Genomic DNA, 13,459 nt, shown 5'->3' with positions numbered 1-13,459 from the left:
GGTGTGACCCGAAATTCCGCTACGTACAGGATATCAAATCAGGCCGTTTTCCTGACGAGGTTTATCCGGATCATCCAAATCAAAGCTTTGACCCTGACTATTTGAACCTGGATACAGACAACCTTACCGATCGGGGATTGCAGCGTTCATCCAGAGCCAGAGGACCCAATTTGGGTATTGACGGCGGGACACTGCCACTGACTCATCTGGACAGTCTGTTCTGGTTCGCCATAAACACAGGGTGGCAGCTGCACGAGCCAACCCGTATTTATCCTGATAATACAGACGCAGATCAATACACCAACGCTCTGAGCCCTATGGTTGCTGACGTGTAGCCGAAACAACAATCTCACGCACACAGACATTTTGAGGCTGGTTGTAAACAAAGTTCACACAGCTGGCGATGTCTTCTGGATGAATAACCCCCCCCATGCTGTCTTTCCAGCTTTCATAACCTTCCTTGATATCACCGGATGTCGTGTGACTCAGCAGCTCAGTTTCTACTGCACCGGGAGCAACGGTAATCACTCTGACATTGTCGTCCGCAACTTCTTCACGCAGTGTTTCAGACAAGCCATGAACCGCAAACTTGGTGCCGCAGTATGCCATATGATTAGGAAAGCCTTTGATACCAGCAATGGAGCTCAGGTTAATAATGGTACCGCCCTTGCGCTTTTTCATTTTGCCAATAACCGCACCAATACCATTTAGTACACCATTGACGTTCACACTGATCATTCTATCCCACTCGACCGGGTCTTGTTCATCAGCATTACCCAGCAGCATCAAACCCGCATTGTTGACCAAACATTCAGTCTCACCGTAAACCGATTCTGCTTCATCCACTGCCGCATAAAAAGCTTCGCGATCAGTCACATCGACTTTTCTGCAGAGGGTATTGGGCAGTTCCAGGGCTTCCAGCTTTTCAATTCTTCTTGCCAGCAGTAACAGTGCATGACCCTGGGCGCTGAATTGACGGGCGATGGCTTCACCAATTCCGGAACTGGCACCGGTAATCACAACCAATGGTTTTGTCATGAGAGATTCCTGTAGGCTTTGCAACTCGTGAGTATTCATCCGCCAGAACTTAAATCACATTCAGCATAAGTCCGAAGCCGATGAGAATTCCGTGATACTCTACCTTCAGCCCCCCCCTTGCAGAAATACCTTTTGGTTTGAACATTCATCAGTCTTTATTATCTAGAGGACTGATCAGCTACCTGATAGCGACCATAGATAGCCGCCACCATAGATAGCCGTCATAGCAGTCGAACACAGCAACCGCTTCGTCATCAACAATGAACACAGAAGCTGGCCAACCTGAACAGGTTCATGCAAAATGTTCAAAACAGCCGTGAGCCGAAATACTCCAGAAGGAACGCTGAGTGCTATGCTGCATGACGCCACAGCACTCCTGCAAAGAGAACCTCAGTGAACGACAGCAATCAACCCATCCTTTACTCTTTTCGTCGATGCCCTTACGCCATGCGTGCCAGACTGGCACTGACTTACTCAGGCATCGCTCTTGAGCACAGAGAGATATTGCTGAGAAACAAACCTCAGGCGATGCTCAGTGTCTCACCTAAAGGCACTGCCCTGCAACAGACATCATGGCCTCAGACGTAGCCGATCATCGAGATCGACAGGTGGGTATACGAGTCCGCATCTATACTGATATCTCATTTATTTCTGAGGCTGAGAGAATGCAAGAGGATATAGTACCCGTTGATCTTCAGACGAATAAAAACAGTCATTTTGAGGTTTTAAATGATAAAAATATTTTCAGCCATTTTAAAACTGCAAGCAGAACAAGAAAACTGAATATTGTCTCCAAACATTTAAAATTATCCAGGCATATTTCCTTTATTTTTTCTCTATCCTTCTTTCAGATATTAAGTTTTAATCTTTATGCTGAAGTGTTCTACACCTGTTCTACACCAAAAAGTTTTATGTGAGATCAGAATCGGATAATAGAAGTTATGTGGTAGTTCATGAATACAGACATTTTTTTAGCTTTCCAGCATGGAGTTTTTACTCTGTTGATGATTCGTTTAACGACGAGTGTTTTGTATCTCAACTAAAAAATGCCACTGAATTCGATGACTTAAGTTCTTTCAGGGTTGAATTTCTGAATGGCACTAGCGAAGACTTTCCAATGGTCATGGCACATATGCAACCCCTGTTTAGAGAGTTTCAATTCCTGGCAAAGACTACTGCATTATTTTTGTGCCTTATCTACCACCATACAAATGCTTACAGGTTTTAGATTAAGCCCGAACAAAGAAACAAAAAAATAAAAAAACGGGCTGTCAAGCCCGTTTTTTTATTTTGTCGTCAACAGCAGCTGAGCTATCTTTCAGCTACTCATAGTTCATCTTTGTCCTCAGATTTGTCCTCAGATTTGTCCTCAGATTTGTCCTCAGATTTGTCCTCAGAAGAACTATCCGCCCGGGAAGCTATTGACTGAATGGCATCACTGACTTCCTGATGTTTTTCCTCTAACTCTTCTGTGTTGGCCTCAGTATTGTCTTCAAGCCAGGAAATTGACTCTTGAATGGTATTATCAAGAAGACTCTTGTCTTCGGCAGAGAGTTTATTGACCCAGCCGTCACTGTCATCCTTTAATTGAGAGCGGTGCGAATAAACAAGAGATTCCAACTTGTTACGGGCCTCGACCTTTTTTTGTGCCCGCTGATCCTGCTCCGAGAATTTTTCGGCATCCTGAATCATTTTTTCAATGTCCTCTTCGCTCAGCCGGCCAGTATCTTTATTAATAACGATATTGTTACTGCCACTCGATTTTTCCTGAGCTTTCACGGTCAATATGCTGTTCTCGTCTACAGAGAAAGTCACGTCTATCTGAGGAACACCTCTGGGAGCGGGTGGGATACCGGTAAGATCAAAATTACCCAACAGGTGATTGTCTTTGGTCATGGGGCGCTCCCCCTCGTAGACCTTGATAGTCACTGTAGTCTGGCGATCACTGGCGGTACTGAAGATCTGATGTTTCTTGGTGGGAATGACCGTGTTGCGGGTCAGTATTTTTGCGAAAACCCCACCTACTGTCTCAATCCCCAGAGAAAGAGGGATTACATCAAGCAGAAGTATGTCGTTGTTTGACTTATCGCCACTGAGCACCGCTCCCTGAACAGCAGCACCATAGGCGACAGCCTCGTCCGGGTTAACACTATGATTTAAAGCTTTGCCATTGAAATACTCTCTCAACAGCTCCCGAACTTTGGGGATACGGGTGGAGCCCCCGACCAGAATAATCTCATTGATATCCTGACGCTCAAGACCAGCATCTTGCAGGGCCTTCTTTACAGAAGTCAGTGTTTTTCGGAACAGATCCAAATTGAGTTCTTCAAATTTCGCCCTTGACAAGGACGCGCTGAAGTCCTTTTCATCGGCCAGTGACTCAACTTCAACCCGCACCTGATGGGTCGTTGACAAAGTACGCTTGGCCTTCTCCACCTCCCGGCGTAATTTCTGCTGGGCACGCTTGTTATGGGTCAGGTCAAGACCGTATTTTCGTTTAGCGATTTTACTAAAGTAATCCACCAGTCGCTGGTCAATGTCCTCCCCTCCCAGGTGAGTGTCGCCAGCAGTAGCCAGCACCTCAAAGACACCATTATCAATCGTCAGTATTGATACATCAAACGTGCCGCCACCAAAATCAAACACCAGTACGTTTTCTTCACCCTTGAGCCTTTTGTCTAAACCATAAGCCAATGCCGCTGCGGTGGGTTCATTAATGATACGCTCAACAGTTAACCCTGCTATTCTGCCCGCATCCTTGGTAGCCTGACGCTGAGCATCGTTGAAATAGGCAGGCACAGTGACAACCGCACGGGTGACTTTCTCCCCGAGATAATCTTCCGCAGTCGTTTTCATTTTGCCCAGCACCATTGCGCTTAACTCTTCCGGAGTAAATGAAAAATGTTCCTGAAGGGTTGTCATTTCTATTCTGGGCTGACCATTCACATTCACAACTTTGAAAGGGAAGTGCTTGATATCTGCCTGTAATTTCGGGTCATCAAAGTCGCGACCGATAATGCGCTTGACATCAAATACCGTAAGCTCCGGATTTCTGGTGGCCTGGTTCTTGGCGGCATCCCCTACAAAGCGCTCATTTTCGGGAGTCCAGCTAATAACGGATGGTGTTATTCTATTTCCCTGGTCATTGGCGATGATTTCTGTTCGCCCAGACCGACGAATACCCACGCAGGAGTAAGTGGTCCCCAGGTCAATACCGATAATGACCCCTGTCTCCTCACTTGCCTCTGAGCAGATAGATGTAAGTATTATCAGAGCAGGTAAGATCAGGGCTTTAACTAATGACTGTTGAATGAAACTCCACTCCAGCATGATCAGCACCTTTATCAATGGATTTAAGGTTAACAGTATCCCAGGCCATCAATGGGAAAATGCCTGCAAAAAGCAAACACACAATCTAACCAGACTGCCTGAACCCAATCCTTGCAATAGAAGAGGAGGGCGCAAAAGGTTGCGAGTTCAGTAGAACGAGTCAGATTTTTCACTCAGGTTTTTATGAATAGTCGACCTGTTTAATCGAATTGATCGGAAAACTAGGCCATTATTTCTTGATTTTCAACCAATCCAGTTACTTTACAAACAACCTCTCAGCCGAATAATTCCTTCGTTATATAAAGCTGAAGACCTTAGCCAGAAGCCGGGCCATGGATTTCCACAATGCATCAGCCTTCTAATCCCGCTATAATCCCGCAGTTTTCACCATGAAATATGGTCAGACAGTGGCATGAACCGTTTTATATTTATTTCTTTTAGATCTTTAAAGATCATTTAACTGCATTTTTATGGCATATATAATGAGCGGCCACATTCGGGTATTGACGCTACTGACGTCTGGACAGAGCACCCCGCAGCCTGTCTGTCCCTCGAACACACTCTCGGTAGAGTCAAAATGGAACAGATGAGCGAACTGGTACTGATTATGATCAGTGCCATCCTGGTCAACAACTTTGTACTGGTACAGTTTCTGGGCCTCTGTCCGTTTATGGGTGTCTCCAACAAACTGGAGTCAGCCATGGGAATGTCTCTGGCCACCACGTTTGTACTCACTCTGGCCTCAATCTGCAGCTACCTGACTTATCAGTACCTTCTGATTCCCCTGGGTCTGGAATTTCTCAAAACCATTGCCTTTATCCTTGTCATCGCGGTAGTGGTTCAGTTTACGGAAATGGTGGTTAGAAAAGTCAGCCCTCTGCTGCACCGTGTCCTTGGCGTATTCCTGCCTTTGATCACTAGCAACTGTGCTGTTTTGGGTGTCGCTCTGCTGAACAGCAACCGATTAAACAGTTCACTGGTTGATTCCGCTACCTATGGCTTTGGTGCCGCTGCCGGTTTTTCACTGGTGCTGGTTTTGTTCTCTGCCATGCGTGAACGTATTGCTGCTGCCGATGTTCCTGCTCCTTTCAGGGGCGCTGCCATCGGAATGATCAGCGCTGGCCTGATGTCATTGGCCTTTATGGGCTTCACTGGCCTGATCAAACTGTAAGGGAGATCTGTCAAGGATTATGGAAATCGTCATTTTTGCCATTATCGCCCTTCTTGCTCTGGCACTTGTTTTTGGCGCCATACTGGGTTTTGCCAGTGTCCGCTTCAAGGTGGAAGGCAACCCTATTATTGATCAGGTGAATGAGCTGCTGCCTCAGACCCAGTGCGGTCAATGTGGCTTTCCGGGCTGTCGTCCATACGCAGAAGCGATTGTCAGTGGTGAACCCATCAACCGTTGCCCTCCAGGTGGTCAGTCCACTATCAATGCACTGGCCGATCTTTTGGATGTGGAGCCTGAACCACTGGACGAAGAGCATGGTGCCGAAAAGCCGCCCATGGTTGCCTACATCCGGGAAGATGAGTGTATTGGTTGCACCAAATGCCTACAGGCTTGCCCAGTAGATGCCATTCTGGGCGCTGCCAGGCAAATGCACACGGTCATGAAAGATGAGTGCACTGGCTGTGACCTTTGTGTTGAACCCTGCCCTGTTGACTGCATAGACATGGTAGCCATCGAAACAACGCCCCATACCTGGAGCTGGACCTTGCCCTCCAGGGAAGCAGAACCTGGCCTGATAGCCACGGATATGAGAGGACAAACCGTATGAATCTGCCTCTCAGGGATATCACTGAATCCAGGCACATGCCCGAAGTCAAAGTCAGAGTCTGGCCACTGACGGGAGGCATTCATCCTGAGGAAAACAAGCGCCAATCTACCAGCGTGCCTATCAAGTCTGTCCCAATGCCGGATAAGTTAATTCTGCCATTGTCACAGCATGCGGGCTCTCCTGCAGAGCCTATTGTTGCTGTTGGAGACAGAGTGCTAAAAGGACAAATGATTGCCAGAGCTACCGGCTTTGTCAGCGTGCCCGTTCACGCCCCTACCTCGGGCACTGTGTCTGCAATAAGTTCAGAAGCGATACCCCATCCCTCCGGAATGCACGACGAGTGCATTACATTAATTCCGGATGGCAAAGATCAATGGTGTCAGCTCCAGCCAATCAACGATTATAAATCTGTTGAGCCATCAACTCTGGTTGAGCTTATCCGCCAGTCGGGTATTGCAGGTATGGGCGGAGCAGGCTTTCCAGCCGCAGTCAAGCTGTCACCAAGAAGCCCGATACATACACTGATTCTGAATGGCACTGAATGTGAGCCGTATATCACGGCTGATGACATGCTCATGAGAGAGCGTGCCGACAGCATTGTGACCGGCGCAGAGATTTTACAACACCTTCTCACTAGTGAACGTTGTCTGATCGGCATTGAAGACAATAAACCAGAGGCGATTGAAGCCCTCAAAAAAGCCGTTGCCCAGAGCAGCAACGGTCATCAAATAAAAGTGGTTGTCTTCCCAACCAAATACCCTTCGGGTGGCGAAAAGCAGCTGATTCAAATATTGACAGGCCTGGAAGTTCCCTCAGGAAAACTACCTTCCGATTTGGGTATTGCTGTTCAAAACGTTGGCACAGCGGTGGCTGTCTGTGATGCTGTCCAGCATGGCAAGCCGCTGATTTCCAGAATCACCACCATGACTGGCGAAGCGCTCTCAAAACCGGGCAACCTTGAAGTTCTTCTGGGAACACCTGCCAGACACCTTCTGTCCGCAGCAGGCATCAACGATCGTCAACTGGACGCATTGATTATGGGTGGCCCTATGATGGGTTTCACGCTGAACGGGCAGGATGTCCCTGTCATCAAGACCAGCAACTGTCTGATTGCCGGAACCCGTGGAGAATTCCCTCCGGCCATGCCGGCTCAGGCCTGTATTCGCTGCGGTATGTGTGCAGAAGCCTGTCCATCGTCTTTGCTACCTCAACAACTTTACTGGCATGCGAAATCAGAAAACCATGAGCAGCTGAAACATCACAACCTGTTTGACTGTATCGAATGCGGTGCTTGTTCCTACGTGTGTCCCAGCAGTATTCCACTGGTTCAATACTATCGAGCCTCCAAGGGTGAAATTCGGGCTCAGGAAGCCAGACATGCCAAAGCAGAACGCTCCAGGGTGCGCTACGAACATCGCCAGACCCGTCTTGAAAGAGAGCAGGCTGAAAAAGAAGCCAAGCGCAAGGCTAATGCAGAACGTGCTGCCAGATTGAAAGCTGAGAAGGCAGCATCAAGCAATAAAGAATCGTCTGCAGTCCCGGATCCTGTTCAGGCAGCCATTGAAAGAGCCAAGGCCAAAAAAGTGGCAGCAAGCACAACTACCAACAAACCGGCAAAAACGACACTGTCTGCAGATCAAAAAGAACTCAGGATTCAGTTATCACTGGCCAGCGCCCAGCTGAAGAAAACCCGCAGAGCCCTGACTCAGGCTCAGGAGAAGGGAGAAGGCGACATTGACAAGCTGAGTGCTGATGTCAGCATGCTGGAAGCTCAGGTAGCCAAACTGCAAAAAGAATTTGAAACGGCAGCTGTTTCAGAGCCTTCAGCCATAGAACAGCCTTCAGCTATACGACAGCAACCGAGAGCTGAAAAAAACCTTGATAACGAAGCTGCCAAAAAGTTGAAAATAGAATCCGCTATGGCTAAAGCAGCATTGAAAAAAGCGGAAAGAGCTTTGGCTACAGCCCTTGAAGAAGGCAGTTCTGAAACGGAAGCCCTCAGAGACGCAGTGGAAGAGTACCGCCAGAAAGCAGACAGCCTGACCAAAGAATTAGTTGATGCCAACACAGGAAAGCCAGCAAAATCCTCAGCAGATGACAAAAAGCTGAAAGTTGAACAGGCGATGGCCAAAGCGGCTTTGAAGAAGGCTGAGCGAGAAATGACAAAAGCTCAGGAATTGGGCTCCGATGACACTCTCTCCCTTCAGGACAAAATAGACGAATGTCGTAAAAAACTTGAACAACTGGAATCCGGAAAACCATCCGTCGCTGATAACGCAACGGGAGCGACCAGTTCGTCATACCCGGTAAAGACTGAAACCAGCGACGACCTTAAGAAATTGAAAATTGAGAACGCTATGGCCAGAGCTGCACTCAAGAAAGCCCAAAGGGCACTGGATAACGCCGAAGGCGATACCCAGGCCCTGGAAGCGGCCCTGACCAAAGCACAAACCAAAGCAGCTGAAGCAGAAAATGCTCTGGCCGCAGCAAGTTGATTCTCTCTTGATAAACAGTCGGTATTTACGATGACCCTGGTAAGGCAGACATCCCCCCATGCTCGCAGTCCCAACAGCACGCAGCAGATAATGAAATGGGTCCTACTGGCAGCAGTGCCGGGCCTGGCCATGCAGACAGTCTTTTTTGGCTGGGGAACGCTGATCAATCTCGTCTGGTGCATATTGATTGCAGTGGGCTCAGAAGCGTTGGTGCTGAAAATACGACAACGCCCCATCAGCTTCTATCTCACTGATGGTTCAGCCATTGTCACCGCCGTGTTGTTGGCTCTGGCACTGCCCCCCCTCTCGCCCTGGTGGCTAACCCTGATTGGAATTTCTTTCGCCATTATCATTGGCAAGCAACTCTACGGGGGGCTGGGTAACAATCCATTTAATCCGGCCATGCTGGGATACGTGCTGTTGCTGATTTCCTTCCCTCAGGAAATGACTCAATGGCTACCTCCGGTGGGTGCAGCAGGCCACACTGCTGTGAAAAGCTTCAGCGAGGCACTTTTCACTATTTTCCCACTCTTCGGTCACCCCATTAATATTGACGCCATCAGTATGGCAACGCCGCTGGATATTGTTCGGGAAAATACCTCCCTGACCATGAAAGAGCTCTGGTCAGAAAATCCGGCCTTCCAATATTTTGCAGGTCGTGGGTGGCTCTGGATCAACCTTGCCTATCTGTTGGGTGGCCTTTTTCTGCTCTACAAAAGGGTTTTTAGCTGGCACGCCCCGATGGGCATGCTGGCAGCTCTGCTGGTAATGTCTACCCTTTTCTGGGGCGGAGCCGGGTCTGGCAGCCACGGTTCGCCATTGTTCCACTTATTCAGTGGTGCCACCATGCTGGGTGCTTTTTTCATTATTACCGACCCCGTCAGCAGTGCTACCAGCAACAAGGGAAGGCTGATCTTTGGTGCCGGAACAGGCATTCTTGTCTATATTATCCGCACCTGGGGCGGGTACCCTGACGGTGTCGCCTTCGCGACGCTGCTAATGAACATGGCAGCGCCCATGATTGATTACTATACCCAGCCAAGAACCTATGGTCATAAGAAGCCGAACAAGGGGCTGCCAGAGCAGCACTGAGCTAAGCAGCCCTGAGCCAAGCAGCCCTTAGTGAATGAATGTGAAATGAGTGACTCACGAATGTCCACGGATAAAGAAAGTCAAAATGACCCAAATCCATCTTCTGAACGGAAGATACCTTCTGCCGGCCTTGCCAGCAGCATCGTTCGCAACAGTCTGACACTGGGTATGTTTGCCATTCTCACCGTGGGCCTCATTGCTCTGACTTTTGTTTTCACGCAAGAGAAGATTCATGCCCAGGTTCGCGCCTTTGAAGCCAGGGCTCTGAAAGAAATTCTTCCGGATGACACACACGACAACAGCATTCTGGATGCCCGGATAGTCATCCCGGCCAATGATTTACTGGCAACCTCTACTGAAAAATATGGCTACGTAGCTTTCAAGCATCACAAGCCTGTTGCTGTCATTCTTCCCGCCATAGCTCCTGACGGCTATGCTGGAAAAATAGAGCTACTGGTGGGCATATACGCCGACGGGACTCTGGCTGGAGTAAGAGCCACCCAATACAAGGAAACGCCTGGACTCGGTGATAAAATAGACACCAAAGTGTCTGACTGGATCTTGCAGTTCCGGGGTAAGTCTCTCACAGACCCTGCCCCTGAAGACTGGGGAGTCAAGAAGGATGGCGGCCAGTTTGACCAGTTCACCGGGGCTACTATTACCCCCAGAGCTGTTGTGGGCTCCGTCTATCGAACCCTGAACTATTTTGCCTCTCACAGGGATACACTCTTTAAAGAGGGTGAAGCAGCCATGGAAACCCTGGCACAGCCAAAAGTGTCGAGAAAAGGAGCAGAACAATGACGGATGATGTTGCTACTGATTCAGCGCTGCAGAAAAAATCGTTGTTCGCCGATCAATCTGCCGCCAGGATTGCCTGGAACGGGCTCTGGCATAACAACCCGGCCCTGGTCCAACTGCTGGGTCTTTGCCCCCTTCTGGGTGTATCCAACAGTGTGGTTAACGCTCTTGGGCTTGGTATTGCTACCATGCTGGTGGTCATGGGCTCAAACATAGTTGTTTCCCTTATTCGACATCAGGTGACTGATGCGATTCGCCTGCCTGTCTTTGTTATGGTCATCGCCTCTTTTACCACTTGTATCGAGCTTTTGATGCAGGCTTACACCTATGAGTTGTATAAAATTCTGGGTATTTTCATTCCCCTGATTGTCACCAACTGCATTATTTTGGGACGTGCAGATGCCTACGCCTCTAAACAGCCTGTGATTCCTGCCGCTTTTGATGGATTGATGATGGGAGCAGGCTTTGCTGCCATATTGGTTCTGCTGGGAGCACTTCGGGAACTGATTGGTCAGGGAACACTGTTCTCGGGCATGGATCTGCTTCTGGGCCCTGCCGCTCAAAACTGGTCAATTGTCGTTTTCCAGGATTACAAACAGTTTCTGTTCGCCATCCTCCCCCCGGGAGCCTTTGTCTTTATGGGGTTTCTGATTGCTATCAAAAATGTCATCGACAAAAAGCAGGAAGAAGCCAGAAAAGCTCAAGAACCGTTATCAGAGGTTGGCAGTAAACGTGTTCGAGTGACTGGAAATATCCGATGAATAAGGAAAAAAGAACCCGGATTTTTAGCCGTTTGCGGGACCAAAACCCTAACCCGACGACAGAACTGAATTACTCCTCATCCTTCGAGCTTTTGATCGCTGTGATTCTTTCAGCTCAAGCAACGGACGTTGGCGTGAACAAGGCAACGGATAAATTATTCCCGGTGGCCAATACACCCCGGACCATTTTTGATCTGGGTGTTGAAGGCCTGAAGGAATATATCAAAACTATTGGCCTGTTCAATGCCAAAGCCGAAAATGTCATTAAAACCTGTAAAATGCTGCTGGAACAGCATGACGGTGAAGTCCCTGATACCCGAGAAGCCCTGGAAGCACTACCCGGTGTGGGTAGAAAAACTGCAAACGTGGTGCTGAACACCGCTTTCAAACAGCCTGCTATGGCTGTGGACACTCACATATTCCGGGTTTCCAACCGCACCGGAATTGCTCCGGGCAAGAATGTGCTCGAAGTAGAAAAAAAACTGGTCAGACTGGTTCCCAAAGACTTTCTTCTGGACGCCCATCACTGGCTCATTCTTCATGGACGCTACGTCTGCAAAGCCAGAAAGCCTCAATGCGGCAGCTGTATTATCGAAGATTTGTGTGAATTCAAGGAAAAGATTTCCTGATCCAAGACATAGAGCCCCCTCTCGTCCTGAGCTTGTCGAAAGACTTCGACAAGCTCAAAGCCGGGAATTAGAAACGGCGATAACCTCCGTTAATAAAGGAAACAACGACTGCGGAAACAACAACATACAAAACACCGCCAGAAGGAATAGCTGAAACATAAGAAACAGCGGATGAAGCATCAACAGGATTGCATTCATCAGAATAACTTGCCGGATAGTAACCATGATCGCCAATATAGGACTGAATACTGGGTAACAGCATAAACGCTGTAAAGGTTTCAGCGGCTTTGTTGTTAGCAGCGTTACGGAGTATCACCATCTGCTGCTTGAGACGGTGAAAATCAGTGTCTTTTAACAGGGACACTTCATCGACTTCGGGGTAACCGTGCTTTACGTCATGAGTATCCGCGGAGTGATCATCATCTCCGTGAAACACTAACGAGGCCGGGAGCAAGGCAAATACCTCCGTTTTATTCTTGCTGTTATCCCAGACATCATGAGCGCTGTCTTCGATCTTGATTCTCCCCGTTTCATTAAGGGAATAGTACAACCCTGTAGAGTCAAGCAGCGCTTTTGCCCTCTTGCCATAGGGAGAATCCTGAGGATCCGGAATATAGACGTCCTGACCGCTATGCTTGGCCATAAATTCACTCAACTCCTTCACCGATATTGTCTCTTTTCCATGACCGTGACCATGATCATCGGTCTGGTTACCCATCTTGTGCAGGAATGCAAGTCGGCCAAAGGCAAAGGTTTTCCGTGAATCTTTCTTGATTCTACCCAGTTGCTCCAGCGTGGCCGGATGGGTTTCATCTGCGCTGAGAAAGACGTCAAAGTTTTCACCATTCACAATACGGCCGAACAGGTCATCACTCGAACCCATCACAAGCATAAGATCAATGTCCGAATGGCGTTTTTCAAAGACTTTTTTCAATTCAACAGCGGTCGGGTAAAAGTTGGATGCAACCGCAACTTTCAGGGTGTCTGATAACACTGCGGGACTGAGAAATATCAGAGCCAGAACAAAAAAGGCGGATCGATAGACTTTTTTAAAAAAACCATGTCGTATACTAGACCTGAGAGACTGCCAATACTCTTTGAAACTCCATTTGGGGCAGCTGAATAAAGTCGGCATTAATGTAGTCATAACAACTCTATGTTTACTGGTTGATAGGGCAAAGAAGTATAGACGGTATTTATGTGATGTATTTTTTTATCGGTTTATTCTCACTCCTCATTTGGGCATTGGTAGGGTCCGCACATGCTGATGTACATGAAGTTAAAGGTATCAATGACCTGTCGTACGGTCATTTCAATGATACCAGTATTGGCAGAGCTTCTCTTGATTGTAGTCTTCGATCTTGCAACATTTGCAGGAATGGCGCCCTGCCTTGCAGCCATTTCCTTTGGAAAAGTTTGATTTAGAATAATGGTTACCTGGGACTTCGTCAGGCCTGAAGCAAATCCATAGTCAGGGGATCCGGGATTACTCGCCATGTATTCATATATGACGCTATTTTCTGAAGAAAGAGGTTGGA

General features: G+C 48.2%; 14 protein-coding genes. 10 read left to right on the top strand and 4 right to left on the bottom strand.

Going from position 1 to position 13,459, the window contains the following annotated elements; translation table 11 throughout:
- The coding region (locus tag KDK19_RS00470; RefSeq protein WP_257291104.1) for a hypothetical protein at nucleotides 1-335 on the top strand (335 nt) is incomplete at its 5' end.
- On the opposite strand, the gene KDK19_RS00465 is transcribed toward KDK19_RS00470, so the two are convergent.
- Nucleotides 316-1,038 (bottom strand): SDR family oxidoreductase, encoded by a 723-nt coding sequence (locus KDK19_RS00465; protein ID WP_257252440.1) that lies wholly within the window; start codon nucleotides 1,036-1,038, stop codon nucleotides 316-318. The genes KDK19_RS00470 and KDK19_RS00465 overlap by 20 nt on opposite strands.
- Nucleotides 1,039-1,431: 393 nt before the next feature.
- Between KDK19_RS00465 and KDK19_RS00460 the strand changes: the two genes are divergently transcribed.
- Nucleotides 1,432-1,626, top strand: a complete 195-nt coding sequence (locus KDK19_RS00460) for a glutathione S-transferase N-terminal domain-containing protein (RefSeq protein WP_368736425.1) — start codon at nucleotides 1,432-1,434, stop codon at nucleotides 1,624-1,626.
- Nucleotides 1,611-1,955 (top strand): hypothetical protein, encoded by a 345-nt coding sequence (locus KDK19_RS00455; protein WP_257280091.1) that lies wholly within the window; start codon nucleotides 1,611-1,613, stop codon nucleotides 1,953-1,955. The genes KDK19_RS00460 and KDK19_RS00455 overlap by 16 nt, the downstream gene beginning before the upstream one ends.
- 409 nt (nucleotides 1,956-2,364) lie before the next feature.
- Here the strand turns inward: KDK19_RS00455 and dnaK are convergent, their stop codons facing one another.
- Nucleotides 2,365-4,368, bottom strand: a complete 2,004-nt coding sequence (gene dnaK, locus KDK19_RS00450) for a molecular chaperone DnaK (RefSeq protein WP_257291103.1) — start codon at nucleotides 4,366-4,368, stop codon at nucleotides 2,365-2,367.
- A gap of 586 nt (nucleotides 4,369-4,954) precedes the next feature.
- On the opposite strand from dnaK, the gene rsxA reads away from it, so the two are divergent.
- The 7 genes from rsxA to nth are packed head-to-tail and all read left to right on the top strand — an operon-like array spanning nucleotide 4,955 to nucleotide 11,921.
- Nucleotides 4,955-5,539, top strand: coding sequence for an electron transport complex subunit RsxA (gene rsxA, locus KDK19_RS00445; RefSeq protein ID WP_257280090.1), 585 nt, complete (start codon nucleotides 4,955-4,957; stop codon nucleotides 5,537-5,539).
- 19 nt (nucleotides 5,540-5,558) lie between these two features.
- Nucleotides 5,559-6,146, top strand: coding sequence for an electron transport complex subunit RsxB (rsxB, locus tag KDK19_RS00440; RefSeq protein WP_257280089.1), 588 nt, complete (start codon nucleotides 5,559-5,561; stop codon nucleotides 6,144-6,146).
- A complete protein-coding gene (rsxC, locus tag KDK19_RS00435) occupies nucleotides 6,143-8,641 on the top strand; it encodes an electron transport complex subunit RsxC (protein ID WP_257280088.1) in 2,499 nt (832 codons plus the stop codon). Before rsxB ends, rsxC begins: the two co-directional genes overlap by 4 nt.
- A 30-nt stretch (nucleotides 8,642-8,671) precedes the next feature.
- Nucleotides 8,672-9,733, top strand: a complete 1,062-nt coding sequence (gene rsxD / locus KDK19_RS00430) for an electron transport complex subunit RsxD (RefSeq protein ID WP_257253896.1) — start codon at nucleotides 8,672-8,674, stop codon at nucleotides 9,731-9,733.
- 45 nt (nucleotides 9,734-9,778) lie between these two features.
- Nucleotides 9,779-10,534, top strand: coding sequence for an electron transport complex subunit RsxG (gene rsxG, locus KDK19_RS00425; RefSeq protein WP_257291102.1), 756 nt, complete (start codon nucleotides 9,779-9,781; stop codon nucleotides 10,532-10,534).
- A complete protein-coding gene (locus KDK19_RS00420) occupies nucleotides 10,531-11,292 on the top strand; it encodes an electron transport complex subunit E (protein WP_257254401.1) in 762 nt (253 codons plus the stop codon). Before rsxG ends, KDK19_RS00420 begins: the two co-directional genes overlap by 4 nt.
- Nucleotides 11,289-11,921 (top strand): endonuclease III, encoded by a 633-nt coding sequence (nth, locus tag KDK19_RS00415; RefSeq protein WP_257254402.1) that lies wholly within the window; start codon nucleotides 11,289-11,291, stop codon nucleotides 11,919-11,921. Before KDK19_RS00420 ends, nth begins: the two co-directional genes overlap by 4 nt.
- A 67-nt stretch (nucleotides 11,922-11,988) precedes the next feature.
- Here the strand turns inward: nth and KDK19_RS00410 are convergent, their stop codons facing one another.
- Together KDK19_RS00410 and KDK19_RS00405 are read right to left on the bottom strand one after the other, a co-directional pair.
- Nucleotides 11,989-13,068: a substrate-binding domain-containing protein gene (locus tag KDK19_RS00410; protein WP_257291101.1), complete on the bottom strand. Its 1,080-nt coding sequence runs from the start codon at nucleotides 13,066-13,068 to the stop codon at nucleotides 11,989-11,991.
- An 80-nt stretch (nucleotides 13,069-13,148) separates the two neighbouring features.
- Nucleotides 13,149-13,459, bottom strand: a 311-nt coding sequence (locus tag KDK19_RS00405) for a hypothetical protein (RefSeq protein WP_257287175.1), incomplete at its 5' end; no start/stop codon positions are given.

Source organism: Endozoicomonas sp. ONNA1 (assembly GCF_024606325.1).
GTDB lineage: Bacteria > Pseudomonadota > Gammaproteobacteria > Pseudomonadales > Endozoicomonadaceae > Endozoicomonas_A.
Note: the sequence above shows the minus strand (reverse complement) of the source record. Positions and strands in the feature narration are given on the sequence as shown.

Excerpts from the sequence above, each read along its gene's own strand:
- KDK19_RS00465 (WP_257252440.1), bottom strand. The coding sequence starts at position 1,038 with ATGACAAAACCATTGGTTGTGATTACCGGTGCCAGTTCCGGAATTGGT.
- KDK19_RS00455 (WP_257280091.1), top strand. The coding sequence starts at position 1,611 with ATGGCCTCAGACGTAGCCGATCATCGAGATCGACAGGTGGGTATACGA.
- dnaK (WP_257291103.1), bottom strand. The coding sequence starts at position 4,368 with ATGCTGGAGTGGAGTTTCATTCAACAGTCATTAGTTAAAGCCCTGATC.
- rsxA (WP_257280090.1), top strand. The coding sequence starts at position 4,955 with ATGAGCGAACTGGTACTGATTATGATCAGTGCCATCCTGGTCAACAAC.
- rsxB (WP_257280089.1), top strand. The coding sequence starts at position 5,559 with ATGGAAATCGTCATTTTTGCCATTATCGCCCTTCTTGCTCTGGCACTT.
- rsxC (WP_257280088.1), top strand. The coding sequence starts at position 6,143 with ATGAATCTGCCTCTCAGGGATATCACTGAATCCAGGCACATGCCCGAA.
- rsxD (WP_257253896.1), top strand. The coding sequence starts at position 8,672 with ATGACCCTGGTAAGGCAGACATCCCCCCATGCTCGCAGTCCCAACAGC.
- rsxG (WP_257291102.1), top strand. The coding sequence starts at position 9,779 with ATGAGTGACTCACGAATGTCCACGGATAAAGAAAGTCAAAATGACCCA.
- KDK19_RS00420 (WP_257254401.1), top strand. The coding sequence starts at position 10,531 with ATGACGGATGATGTTGCTACTGATTCAGCGCTGCAGAAAAAATCGTTG.
- nth (WP_257254402.1), top strand. The coding sequence starts at position 11,289 with ATGAATAAGGAAAAAAGAACCCGGATTTTTAGCCGTTTGCGGGACCAA.
- KDK19_RS00410 (WP_257291101.1), bottom strand. The coding sequence starts at position 13,068 with ATGACTACATTAATGCCGACTTTATTCAGCTGCCCCAAATGGAGTTTC.